General features: G+C 66.7%; 7 protein-coding genes. 2 read left to right on the top strand and 5 right to left on the bottom strand.

Annotated elements, in window-relative coordinates:
* Position 1: 1 nt before the first annotated feature.
* Complete coding sequence (locus tag THSYN_RS09800) at positions 2-2,080, bottom strand: type I restriction-modification system subunit M (protein WP_100918975.1); 2,079 nt, start codon at positions 2,078-2,080, stop codon at positions 2-4.
* A gap of 442 nt (positions 2,081-2,522) precedes the next feature.
* Between THSYN_RS09800 and THSYN_RS09795 the strand changes: the two genes are divergently transcribed.
* Together THSYN_RS09795 and THSYN_RS09790 are read left to right on the top strand one after the other, a co-directional pair.
* Positions 2,523-6,986 (top strand): protease pro-enzyme activation domain-containing protein, encoded by a 4,464-nt coding sequence (locus THSYN_RS09795; RefSeq protein WP_100918974.1) that lies wholly within the window; start codon positions 2,523-2,525, stop codon positions 6,984-6,986.
* 230 nt (positions 6,987-7,216) lie between these two features.
* Entirely contained in the window at positions 7,217-7,870 is a 654-nt protein-coding gene (locus THSYN_RS09790) for a PEP-CTERM sorting domain-containing protein (RefSeq protein ID WP_100918973.1), read from the top strand.
* A gap of 44 nt (positions 7,871-7,914) precedes the next feature.
* Here THSYN_RS09790 and THSYN_RS09785 read toward each other — a convergent pair whose 3' ends face one another.
* The 4 genes from THSYN_RS09785 to amrS all read right to left on the bottom strand — a co-directional run bounded on the left by THSYN_RS09785 (position 7,915) and on the right by amrS (position 13,193).
* Positions 7,915-8,808 carry an alpha/beta fold hydrolase gene (locus THSYN_RS09785; RefSeq protein ID WP_100918972.1) on the bottom strand — a complete coding sequence of 298 codons (894 nt, stop codon included), beginning with the start codon at positions 8,806-8,808 and terminating at the stop codon, positions 7,915-7,917.
* Positions 8,809-8,909: 101 nt separating this feature from the next.
* Complete coding sequence (locus THSYN_RS09780; protein ID WP_100918971.1) at positions 8,910-9,800, bottom strand: alpha/beta fold hydrolase; 891 nt, start codon at positions 9,798-9,800, stop codon at positions 8,910-8,912.
* 244 nt (positions 9,801-10,044) lie between these two features.
* Positions 10,045-11,760, bottom strand: a complete 1,716-nt coding sequence (gene amrB / locus THSYN_RS09775) for an AmmeMemoRadiSam system protein B (protein WP_172965256.1) — start codon at positions 11,758-11,760, stop codon at positions 10,045-10,047.
* A 455-nt stretch (positions 11,761-12,215) separates the two neighbouring features.
* On the bottom strand, positions 12,216-13,193 hold the full coding sequence (amrS, locus tag THSYN_RS09770; RefSeq protein WP_100918969.1) for an AmmeMemoRadiSam system radical SAM enzyme: 978 nt from the start codon (positions 13,191-13,193) through the stop codon (positions 12,216-12,218).
* Between the last annotated feature and the right edge of the window lie 12 nt (positions 13,194-13,205).

The raw sequence follows: 13,205 nt of genomic DNA, 5'->3' as shown, positions 1-13,205 counted from the left end.
ATCATTCCCCGAATAGCGCAATCGCATTTTCTTGGATCAGCTTATCCAAGACTTCTGCATCCCGCATTTCAGTGATGAGAATATGATGGAGATCTAGAAATTCAGTAATAAATTCCTCATCTGTCTTTCCATCCCCCTCGATCACAAGCCCCACATACCGCCCCGGATTGAGCGAGTAGTCCTGCTCCTTGACCTCGTCCAGGTCCGCCAGTTTGCAAAGCCCCGTGACATCCTCGTACCGCGCCTCGGGAAACCGCTCCTGCAGCCAATGGATATGGGAGAACCAACTTTCGGCGCTCCTGACCTCGGCATGGATGGCCTCGAGTGCGGTCTTGAGCGCCTTGGTCTGCCGGTCCGGGCCGCCGCGCCTGCCGTCGGCCTTGGCCTGCTCGGCAACCTGCTTCTCCTGGTGGCGGACGGCGCGGTCGAGCTGTTTGAGACAGTCGTGCAGGGCGGTGAAGAAGGGGTCGAAGGTGGCGCGAAGGGCCCGCTGTGCGCTGTTCTTGTCTTCGACCGTGGCCTGGTCGCCGTTGTGCCGCTGATAGGCGGCATAGGCCAGTTGCAGGGCCTCGAGCCCGTCCCAGGCCTTCACCAGACTCGCGACCGCGGCCTTGCCGGCCTCGTCTTCCAGGACGGCGAGGAGTTGTGCCGAGACGGGCTCGACCTGTTGCCTGTTGTCCGCCAGTCGTTGCATTCCCGAGGCGAAATAGCGGTCGATGAGTGCGAGGAACTCGCCGCGTCGCCCCTTGTGCAGGCGGCTGATGATGGCGATGTTCTGGACCTGTTCCTCGGTGAGTTCCCGGTGGGCGCGGTCGATCTGGGTGAAGATGTTGCGGGCGTCGATGAAGAGGATGCGTGCGTCGCGCTTGGCCTTGTCGAAGAACCAGAGGGTGGCCGGCAGCGTCACCGTATAGAACATGTTCGACGGCAGGGTCAACATGCCGTAGATAAGATTCTTCTCGATCAGGGTCCGGCGGCACTCGGCCTCGCCGTGGCGGGCGTCGGAGGCGGAGTTGGCCATGACCAGGGCGGCGCGGCCGGTCGCCTTGAGCGAGGTGGCGAAGAGATTGATCCAGAGATAGTTGGCGTTGGGGACCGTCTCTTTGCCCTGCTCGGACTTCTTGGCCTTGGTCTTGTTGCGCGGGATGCCGTAGGTATTGAAGCGCCGGTCCTTCTCGACGCTGGAGAGGGCCACGTCATCGACATTGAAGGGCGGATTGGCCAGCACATAGTCGAAGGTGCCGAAGGACTTGAACTCGTCCGCATAGTAGGTGTTGGCGGCCTTGATCTCACCGCGCAGCCCGTTCACCGCCAGGTTCATGCGGGCGAGTTTGACGGTCTCGCCCTGCTTCTCCTGGCCGTAGACATAGACGCTGGTGTCCTGGCCCTGGGCCTCCAATTCCTGGCGGTGCCGGGCGATGAAGTCGGCGGACTGGACGAACATGCCGCCGGACCCGCAGGCGGGATCGAAGACGGTGCCGCCGTGGGGCTCGATGATCTCCACCATGAGCCGCACCACCGAGCGCGGGTTGAAGAACTCGCCCCCGCCCTGCCCTTCGGCCATGGCGAATTTGCCGAGGAAGTATTCGTAGATCTGACCGAAGACGTCGCCGGTGGCGTCGTCCGGGATGTTGTCGAACTGGCGCAGGAGCTCGAACGGCAGGTCGCGGGTCTCGGGCGTGCGGGTGAGGCGATAGTATTCGTCCTTGGGCAGGCTGCCGCGCAGTTCGGGTTTGTAGTGCTCGATGGAGGCCATGGCGTTTTCGATGGCCTTGGCGATGTCCTCATACTCCGGCAGGTCGCGCAGATAGCTGTAGCGGGCGTGCTTGGGGAGATAAAACCCGCACCTGGCTACGGCGATCTCGTCCAGCGGCCTTTCGCGGCGGGTGCCCTGGAGTGCCGCGTGTTCGGCCTGGATGGCGGCCTCATGGCGGCGGTAGTTGATGTCGGCGAACTTGAGGAAGATCAGGCCGAGGACGGGGGTGCCGTATTCGGACGCCTTCAGATCCGAGTTCGCCCGCAGGTTATCGGCGGCGGACCAGAGGTCGTCTTCGAGTTTTTTCAGTTGGTCGCGGGTCATTGAGTGCGGCAGGTCCCTGGGTGCGCGATGTTGTAGTCATTCGACATTGGCAATGATGGGCCGGAGCGCGGAGACCCGGGTAAATGTCGGCGGCGGCCGGCACCGAAGCAAGAAGGGCCAGGCCATTCAATCCGGCAAGAACGAAAACTCGCCAGCGTCGGCTCACACGCGATGGACGGCACCCCGGCGTTTGGAATCTATCATTTGACGGGTCAGATTGGCAACCAAGGCTCAGTCGCCCCGCGGGGCTCAGCCCTGTCACCTGCCGCCGGCAAGCCCCGCCAGGGCATCGGCTGAGGGCTCAAGCAGGCTTTGAAAAGCGCAGTTCTTGGTTGGTTGACGGCCCCACAATGTCCGACTAGATTTCTGAAGTAATGCCCTTTCGTGCAAGATTCCATTGCAAATTTTCTGGCAACGACGTCGAAAGACTCGGGGTGCTGTCATGCTGCGTTACTGGTTGCTGTTGTGCTGTTTCTCGCTGACGCTCGGCGCGTTCGCGGCTCCGGGGTCGGCGGGACCTGCCGCAACGGCCCCGTTACCGGGTCATGTGCTGGAGGCCCTGGCGGGCGCGGAGCCCCTTGCGTCTGCGCACGAAGGACCGCTGACCCTGACGCTGGTGCTCAAACGTGACGACCCGGCGGGCTTCGCCGACTATCTCGCCGCTGTCTACAACCCTTTGTCCCCGCAGTATCGGCGTTTCCTGACTCAGACCGAATTGACGGAGCGCTTCGGTCCCGCACGGGACAACTACGAGGCCGTGCTGGGCTGGTTGCAGGCCAACGGCTTGGGCCTGGTGCAAGGGTCCGCAAACCGGCTGACGCTGACGGTCGCCGGTCCGCGCGCCGCCGTCGAGCGCGCCTTCGGGGTGTCCATCGGCACCTTCCGCCTCGGGGAGCGGACCTTCTTCGCCAATCGCGACGAGCCGCGATTGCCGACGGCCTTGGCGCCGCGGGTGCAGGCAGTCGCGGGGCTGTCCAATCTGGGGCGACCGGCCCCTCAGCTGATAAAAAGGCTAACGAGGTGGGCCGCAGCTGGTTTGACTTGCATGACCTGCGCCTCCGACGCCAAAGACCCTATAAATTTTAACACAGACAAAAAATGCGAAAGTAAACTCGCGGACGGAGGTGCCTACAATTACACTAATAAAAAGGATGTAGCGACCGATTGCAAGTTGCCAGACGGAATCCCGGCGCAGTCTATGCGCGCCTCACTGACGCTGACTAAGGCCAGCCAGACCGGGGCTGCCGCGGCGACCCCATGGGCCGACGTTGACGGCAGCGGCCAGACCATCGGCCTGCTCCAGTTCGACAACTTCGATCCGGCCGATATCGTCAACTATCTGGACCTCATGGGGATGTCGCCGTCCCTGATCAGCAAACTGAGTTCGGTGGCGGTCAACGGCGGTGCGCCCCGGGGGGACGACGAAGCCGAAGTCCTGATGGACATCGTCAACGTGATGAACCTGGCGCCGGGCGCCGACATCGTGGTCTATCACGCGCCCTTCACCGGTGCCGGAACCAGCTTCCAAACCCTGTTGAATCAGATGATCGATGACCAGGTCGACATCATCAGCAACAGTTGGGCCTACTGCGAGAATCAGACCACGCTTGCGGACGTGCAGAGCATCGACGCGCTCTTCCAGGCCGCGGCGGCCTCCGGTATCTCGGTGTTCAATGCCAGCGGTGATAGCGGCAGCACCTGTCTGAACGGCAGCCCGAACACGGTCGCGGTACCGGCCGGTTCACCGAATGCGACCGCGGTGGGCGGATCTTCGCTGACCCAAGGTCCCGGCTGGACCTACGGCACCGAGACCTGGTGGAACGGCAGCGGCGCGACCCCGCCGAGCGGTCAGGGCGGTTTTGGTGTGAGCCGCTTCTTTGCGCGGCCGGCGTATCAGAGCGGCTTTACGGCCTCGGCGATGCGCTCGGTGCCCGACGTGGTCGCCAATGCCGACCCGGCCGAGGGCATCATCCTCTGCCGCGGCACTGCCGGCGGCTGCCCGGACGGGCGCCTCTATGGCGGCACCAGCTCGGCGGCACCGACCTGGGCCGGGCTCACGGCCCTGCTGAACCAGGCCCGGGGCACCAATCTCGGTCTGCTGAATCCGTTGTTGTATCCGCTGGCCGCCACCGATGCCTTCCACGGGCCGACGCGCCTCAACAGTGATTTCGCGCATGTGGGGCTCGGTTCGCCTAACCTCGGCGCTCTGCAATTGCGGCTGAACGGTCTGACGGCTGGTTCCGTCGATGCCGCGCAATCCGGTCTGTCCGGCTGGGTCGAACCGAAGGATAGCTCGACGTTCGCGCAACTCGGCGGTGTCCCGGCCGACGACGTCACGCCGGTTCACATGGTCGCACGGCTCCGTGACGCCGACGGTCACGCGGTCAGCGGCAAGACGGTCCGGCTCGACGCCAACCCGGCCGGGCAGGTGACGATCACCCCGGCGACGGCGGTGTCGAGCGTCGATAACGGCGCGGCGATCTTCACCGTGACGACCAATACGCCCCAGGCGGTCAGCTTTACGGCGACCGACGTCACCGATGGGGCCGTCCTGACGCCTTTCGCCATCGACTTTGTCGTCCCGCCCGCCAGTTCCGCCGGCATCAGCGCGGCCCCGACCAATGTCCTCAACAACGGTTCCGCGGCGACCACCATCACCGTGACCCTAAAGGACGCCCTCGGCCGGCCCACACCGGGCAAACTGGTCACCGTCTCCCAGGGCGGCGGGCGCTCGGTCATCAGCGGCCCGAACCCGAGTGTCACCGGCGCCGCCGGTACCATCGCGTTCACCGCCACCAACGAATTCCCTGAGACCGTCACCTACACGGCGACCAACGTCACCGACGGCGACCTGACCGTCCCCGGTACCGCAACGGTCACCTTCGCGGGCTTGGCCAGCCTGTCCTGCGTCACCGGCAGTCTGCCGGTCGGCGCCCCTGGCTACGTCCTGACCCCCTTCGCCACTGGCTTTGCGACCCGCAACCTGTTCTACGGCAACATCAATTCGGGCTGCCAAGGGGCCACGAACCCGACCTTCACCACGGACGGGTCGGTCTATGTCGCCAACTTCGCCTTTGGTGACATGTTCCGCTTCGGCGCCGCCGGCGGTGCGGTGTCCAGCGCCGATGTGATCTCCAACCTCGGCCTGACCATCAGCCAGCCCACCGCTGGGCTCGACGGTCGACTCTATGCCACCCACGCGGCCACCACCGGCGACTTCCGCACCGGCAACATCATCGAGATCGACCCCCAGACGGGTGCCCAACTGCGCGTCGTCGCGGCCGATCTGACCTGCCCGTTCGGGCTTTCCGTCGACCCGCTGAGCGGGGACTTGTTCTTTGACGACAACTGCAGCGGCGCCGGTTCCGACAATCCGTCGCTGTTCCGTGTCCGCAATCCAGGCAGCGTGAACCCGACCGTCGAAGTCTACGCGACCATGCCGCGCACCCCCAATGGCGCGATCTCCTTTGCCCCGGATGGGACCATCTACGTGGTCACCGACGCCTTCACAGTGGTCAACGCACCGATCATCCGCGTCAACGGCACCGACCAGCCGACCCCGAACCCGACCCCGGTGCCGAATCTGACCACCACGTTCTTTGTTCGCGTCGGTGCGACAAACCCGGATGGATCAGCCAAATCATTGATCATACTGGGCGCAAACGGGCTTGAGGTAGCAGACATCACGACCGACCCGCCGACCCGCACGGCACTCACCCAGGGTCTGATGGGCAGTGGCGTGATCGGCCCGGACGGCTGTCTCTATGCATCGCTGACCAACAGCATTTACCGACTGGCACCCACCAGCGGGGCTTGCGAGTTCACGTCGACCAATCCGTCGCCGGGGCTGGACCTCGCCCCGGCAACGACCAGCCCTGACCCACTGCAGGGCAACCCGGTGACGCTGACGGCACGGCTGCGAAATGTGACGGACCCGGGCGGCCTACCGGTCTTCTTCCAGGTCAACGGGGCCAATCCGCAGAACCAGATGGTCCGTGCCGACAGCGCCGGCGAGGCGGCCTTCGCGTACGCTGGGACCTTCACCGGCGCGGACCAGGTGGTCGCGACGGTAACCCCGGATGCGGTCCCTTTGACCTCGAACACCGCGCGACTCACCTGGGCGGCAGGGCGCCATACCTCCTTCCTGACCTTGAATCTCAGCCCGGGCGGCGCGGTGATCGACCAGCCGGTGGTACTGATCGGCTCGCTCACGGATGTCTCCGCTCAACCGGCCGTGCCGGTCGTCGGCCAGACCATCGCCTTCACCCTCGACGGCGATACCTGCACCGGCATCACCGGCGCGGACGGCACGGCGACCTGCACCCTGACCCCGCGCGTCCAGGGCCAGTTGAGCCTGGTCGCGGAATTTGCCGGCACCACGGGCCTGACGCCGGCGGCCGAGCGCATCGGCTTCAACGTGCTGGCGCAGCCGCAGACCGCCAACACCCCGCCCATCGCCAATGCCGGGGCCAATCAGACCGTGCGCCAGGGCAGCACCGTGACGCTGGATGGCAGCGCCAGTCAGGACCCGGATCAGGGCCCGTCCGCGTTGACCTATGCCTGGACCAAGACCAGCGGCCCGCCCGCGACACTCACCGGCGCCACGACGGTGCGGCCGACCTTCCAGGCAGTCACGGCCGGGACCTACGTGTTCCAGTTGATCGTCAATGACGGCGCTGCCGACAGTCCGGCCAGCAGCGTCACCATCAGGGTGCCGCTCCTGGGCGATGTGGACCTGGACGGCGACGTGGACGCCGAGGACCTCGGCCTGGTGATGGCCATGCTGAACAGGCCGGCCAATGGGGTGAACGACCTGCGCGATATCAACGGGGACCGGACCATCACGGTGTTGGATACGCGCAAGCTGTCTCTCTTGTGTACGAGGCCCCGCTGTGCGACTCGCTGAGGCGCTGCCCCACCGGCCTTGATCGTCGTTGCGGCCGCGACCGGCGATGGGCGTCGGGTGCGCCGCGCGCACCTTGCGTAGGGACGCAATGACATCGTCGTGGCACGGGTGCGCGCGGCGCACCCTACGGGCCCTCCGGCCGCAACGACGATCGAGGCCGACCCACCGGTCGTATCCGAATTTCTCAACCGGCACAGCGCAAGCTGGGCCTTGAAGGGGAGAGGTGCACCATGAACAGCCTGCTGAGGCCATTGTTCGGAGCCGTGCTGGCCGGCACGGCGCTCACCGCGTCGGCGTTTCCGCTACTGAGCCTGACCGCGAGTCCGGCGACGGTTTCAGTCGGGGCCATCGTTAACATCGAGTTGCTGGTCAGCGGACTCGGCGATCATACGGCACCGTCGCTGGGTGCCTTCGATGTCATCATCGCGTTCAATCCAGCGCTGCTGTCGCCGGCCGGCGTGGCGTTCGATACCGGTCTCGGCGATCCGAATGCCAGCCCGCCGGAGGCCTATCCGTCCGCCGATACCAGTGTGGCAGGAACGATCCATCTGATTAATACGAGCCTGCTGGAGGCAAATGCGGCAAACTGTATCTTCTGTTTGCCGCCTTATCTCGACGATCTGCAGGGCAGCGCGTTCCGGCTCGCCACCTTGACCTTTACCGGCGACAGCCCCGGCACCACGGTGATGTCATTGACCATCAATGCACTCGCCGACGCGCAGGGCGAGGCCCTGGACACGAACATCCAAGGGACCGCCGTGACCGTCGTTGGGACTCCCGAGCCCGGCAGCCTGATGCTGTTCGCGTTGGGCTGCGCGGGCCTGTCGGGATTCGCGCGCAGGGGTGGCGGTGCCCGCGGCAAGATTGCGGCGCTGGACGGGTAGATCGTGGGGCGCCCTGGCTCGTCAGGGTCTTACCCGTAAGCGCATTAGGTTGGTTGCCCGGCACCCTCGCCCGCGTTCAGAAACTCCCGCAACGCGCGGTGAAAGGGCTCCGGCCACTCGATCATCGGCATGTGTCCGCAGTCCGGGAGCAACACCATCCGACACCCACCCAGCCGCTCGGCCAGGGCCGCGACGCCGGTGGCGGGCGAGACCAGGTCCCGGTCGCCGCTGAGCAGGAGGGCGGGGGCGGTGATCTTCGCCAAGGCGGCGATGAAGGCGGGGCTGGTGGCGTCGATCCAGACCTCCAGGGCGGAGAGTGGGTCGGTGTTCAGGAACTCGCGGACCCCGTCGGTGACCACGGCATGATCCTCGGGCACCTGCCGCAGGAAGCCCCCGGCAATCGCCTGACTCATCGTCGGCTGGTCGCCCACCCAGTCGATCCAGGGCTGCCACTGCCCCGGCCAGGGGCGCGCCAGGGCGAGCCAGGGCCGCCACCAGGGCAGCACCAGGGTCAGATAGGAGTGGGCCTGGGTCAGGGCGTAATGCTCCAGGTCGTCGCGCACCGTGCCCAAGCTGACCAGCACCAGCCGCCGCACCCGGTCGGGCCAGGCGGCCGCGATGGCGACCGCGACGGCCGCACCATAGGAGTGCCCGACCAGGTCGAACTGCGCGAGCCCCAGCTTGTCCGCAAAGTCGATCGCCAACCGGGCCAGGGCCTCGGTGGTGAGTCGATCCCCGACCGACGGGGTCGCACCGTGACCGGGCAGGTCGATGGCGTAGACGCAGCGAATGTCCGCAAGGGCCGACAAGGTGTGCTGCCAGTGGTTGGACGAGCCCCGCCATCCGTGGATCAGGATGAGCGGCGCGCCGCTGCCCGCCTGACGGTAGGCGAGCGGGCCGCAGGGCAGCGTGAGGCGTTGCAGGGGGGTGATTTCCATGGCAGCGGGTCCGGATAAGCAGGGTCGATGACTAGTGGCTAGTAGCTAGCGGCTAGTAGCTAGCGGCTAGTAGCTAGCGGCTAGTAGCTAGCGGCTAGCAGCTAGTGGCTGCTTGGTACCTCATCATCGCTCAGGAACCCCCGCAGTTCACGGTGGAAGTGGTCCGGCCACTCGATCATTGGCATGTGCCCGCAGTCGTCGAACAGCACGGTGCGGCAGTCCGGCAGGCGCTCGGCCAGGGCCGCGACCCCGGCGGCCGGCATGATGGGATCACGGTCGCCGCTGAGCAGGAGGACGGGGGCGGTGATGCGCGCCAGCGCGGCGACGAAGTTGGGGCTGGCCGCGTCGATCGCGACCTCCATGGCACAGAGTGGGTCCGTGGTCAGGAACTCGCGCACCCCTTCGCTGACGATCTCCTGGTCGGCCGGCAGTTGCCGCAGGGCCGCCGCGGCGATGGTGCGGCTCAGCGCCGGGTCCGCGCCGACCCAGTCGACCCAGGGCTGCCATTGCCCCGGCCAGGGCCGCGTCATGGCAAACCAGGGGCGCCACCAGGGCAGGGTCAGGTTCATGAAGCTATGGGTCTGGGTCAGCGCCGTCTGCTCCAGGTCGTTGCGCGCGGTGCCCATGCTGCTGAGCACCAGGCGCCGCACCCGCCCCGGCCACTGGGCGGCGATGGCGACCGCGACGGCCGCCCCGTAGGAGTGCCCGACCAGGTCGAACTGGTCCAACCCCGCCTGATCGGCGTAGGCGACGATCAGCCGCGCCAGGCCCTCGGTGGTGATCTGCGCCTCGCGCGGCGGGGTCTCGCCGTGACCGGGCAGATCGATGGCGTGGACGTTACGGATATCCGCCAGGTCGTCCAGGGTGCCTTGCCAATGGCTGGAGGCGCCGCGCCAACCGTGGATCAGGATCAGGGGCGTGCCGCTGCCCGTCTGGCGATAGGCCAGGGGGCCGCAGGGCAGGGTCGTGCGTTGCAGGGGGGTGAGTTCCATAAGGTCAGAGGTCCGCGATGGTGGTTGGTAGTCTTAGTAACGAGTCAAGAACAAGCTAAACACAGACATAATCGTTGTCGTTGTCGTTGTCGTCGTTGTCGTCGTTGTCGTTGTCGTTGTCGTTGTCGAAATCGGAGAAGCGATGCAATTTTGGGGTACGAGAGAATCCGGGGCGCTACGATAACCTCGATTACGACAACGACAACGACAACGACAACGGTGCCAAAAGCACTCCCGATCAGGTTCAGCGCCCCGGCGTTCCTGCCGGATAAGGCGCCGCGTATTTGGTGGTGGTGAAGACGGTGAAGCTCGCCCCGTCGCGCCAGGCGTCCGCGGGCAGTCCGGCCTTGCGCGCCAGGTAGGACAGGGTCTCTTCCCGCGTCCAGCCCTGCCCGAGGGCGACCTCCGGCAGGAACACCGCCCGGCGCCCGTCCTTGCTCAGGACGATGCCCTCCTCCCCGACCCGGAACGCCTCCCAGGAGGCGATGGGGCGCGGCGGCGTCAGGACACTGACCTCCACCTCCAGGTCCCTGAGCTCGGCGGGCGCCACCGGGTTGAAGCGCGGGTCCCGGCGGGCGGCGTTGTCCGCATTGGCGATGATCGCACGATCCAGGGGTTCCCGGGGCTCGATGGTGCCGATGCAACCGCGCAGTTCCCCATGGAGCTTGAGCGTGACGAAGGCCCCGGCGGGGGCGCGCAGGTGGTCCGGGAGGGCCGCCGCGACCTGGCGGGCGGCCGCGTCGCGCTCCGCCGAGGGGCCGAGAACGGCCCGGTCCAAGGAGACAATAGCGAGTTGGTGCAGGGCCTTGAGGTCCGACTCCGCGGGTGGCGCCGCGACCGCCGAAGGCCGGCTCGGTGCCGTGAGCTGCGTTTGCGTTGCGGAGTCCCCGGCGCCGGCCGGCGGCAAGTCCGGGGCCGCAGCCGCCAAGGGTGCGGGATCAGTCACCACCAACACCGCATAACTCACCGAGTTGCGATAGTCCCCGGTCAGGGCCCCGCTGGTGGTATAGGCGATGCGCTCCACCCGCGCCCCGGGCCCGAGCATCCGCAGCAGTATGTCGATCGGCCGATAGCCGCAGATGGTGACCCCGGTGCGCGCCTGGTAGGCCAGAAAGCCCGCCGCGTCCTTGGCCAGGATCCGCTCGATGGCCCCGCCGTCCAGGTCTTCGAGGCGCCCCGCGATCTGACCGTCAAGGGCAAAGGGCAGATAGCCGAAACGCGGCCCGTAGTGGGTGAAGTCACTGGAGACCACCACCAGGGTATCAGCATCCGCCAGCGGGCGCAGCAGTTCGGCCGCGGTGCGGTCGTCGGCACCCGCCAAGTCCCCCACCAGGACCGGGACCAGGCGCCAGCCCGGGGCCAGGGCGCGTTGCAGCAGGGGGAGTTGGATCTCGATGCTGTGCTCGGCGCCCCCGGCGTCCCCATCGGCGCGCACCAGCGGCGAGGCGCGCAGGGTCCGCACCGCCTCCAGGTCCAGCGGGACCTCGCCCAGCGGGGTGCGATAGGCGTCCACCGCATCGACCGAGAGGCCGCGAAAGCCGCGGTGGTGGGAGGGTGCCAGGATCAGCACCCGGCGGTAGGACTGGCCCTTGACCAGGGCATAGCCCGCGCCCGCGGTGGGTCCACTATAGTCATAGCCGGCGTGGGGGACGATCAGCGCGCGGATGGTCCCGGCCGGCGGGCGGGCCTGGGCGGCGGATAGAAAGCCGTCCACGCGCGCACCGAGCGCCGCCGGGTCCGCGGGGTACCAGGACCCGGCCAGGGCGCTCTCGCGCAGGCCCGCGGCCACCGTGACGCCCGGACCCAGGAGGATCAGACCGAGCAGCAGCAGGACGCGCAACGGCGCGGCCGGTGCGGCGGACAGAAGATTGTCCGCAAATGAACGCAAATGAACGCAAATAAGAGCGAATTTGCCGGCTCTGCCGCACGGCGCATTGAAGGCACTCAGGGCATATTCCATGGTGGGGTCCTCATCCGGCCAGTTCGTGGGGTCGATAGAAGTCCGCCTCGTACAATGCCCGCTCGCGCGGCCCGGCGGCCAGCGCCGGGGGGGCCGCATCGCCCCCGCCGGCGGGACCGGACTGCCGGCCGGGCGTCCCGATCGGGGAGCAGATCAGGCCCAGCAGGCCAACGCACAGACCGAGGAAGCCTCGCCGAGACAGGCATTGAGCATGGCTCCGACCGTCCCCGGGGCGTTGCGCACCGGAGGTCGAGGCTTTAGCCGGACCAGGGCCGCTGACAGGCAATATCGACCGGCTAAAGCCTCGACCTCCGGTCTCCCTGCGGCCGGGATAAGGATCCAGGCCCCAGAGCTGGCGCGCCGACGCCAGGGTCCGCGTCACCTGGCCAGTCCGCCATTTGCGTTCATTTGCGTTCATTTCCGCCCCCTCTTCATCTTTCTTGGACCACCCGGGACTACCAGACCCCGGGAATCGGATCATTGCAGGTCGGGCAGCGCCCCTGCGCCGTCAGCCCGTAATGGGTAATGACAAAACCACTGCGCCCGATCAGCAGGGTCCCGTCGCGGGGGCAGTAGGTCGAGTTGCCCGCGTCCCCCATGACATTGCCGATATAGACATACTTGAGGCCGGCGTCCAGGGCCTCGGCGCGCGCCTGTTGCAGGGTCGCGGCCGGGGTCGGCGGGAGGTTGCGCATCCGGTACTCGGGGTGGAAGCGGCTGAAGTGCAGCGGGGTGTCGGCCCCCAGCTCGGCGACGATCCAGCGGGCCATACGCCGGATCATGGCCAGGTCATCGTTCAGGGTCGGGATCACCAGATTGGTCAGCTCGGTCCAGACCCCCTCCTCCCGGAATGTCACCAGGGCCTCCAGGACCGGCTTCAGGGTCCCGCCATTGACCCGCCGATAGAAGCCGTCGTCGAATGCCTTGAGATCGGCGTTGGTAGCGTCCAGCACCCGGCACAGCCGCCGCAAGGGCTTGCGGTTGATATAGGCGGCGGTGACGAACACATTGGCGAGCCCCTGGGCGCGGGCCAGCACGGCGCTGTCCTCGACATATTCATACCAGACGATCGGGTCGGAATAGGTGTAGGCGAGCGAGCGGCACCCCGCGTCCCGCGCCGCCGCGACCAACTGCGCCGGATCGGCGCGATAGACCTCCTCCATCTCCTCCCCGCCGCGCTGTGACAATTGCCAGTTCTGGCAATTGAGACAATGCAGGTTGCACCCGGCGGTGGCGATGGAAAAGACCTGCGACCCGGAGTGAAAGTGGTAAAGGGGCTTCTTCTCCATCGGATCGATATGGATGGCGGAGGGCCGCCCATAGGTCGTGGCACGCAGCCGCCCGCCGAGGTTGACCCGGATACGGCAATCCCCCGCCGCCCCCTCGGGGATCACGCAGGCGCGCGGGCAGAGTTCGCAGGTGACGGCAGTCATCGGTGTTGGGCC

The sequence above is a fragment of the Candidatus Thiodictyon syntrophicum genome (assembly GCF_002813775.1).
GTDB classification, from domain to species: domain Bacteria; phylum Pseudomonadota; class Gammaproteobacteria; order Chromatiales; family Chromatiaceae; genus Thiodictyon; species Thiodictyon syntrophicum.
This window is presented reverse-complemented; position numbering and strand designations above follow the sequence as displayed.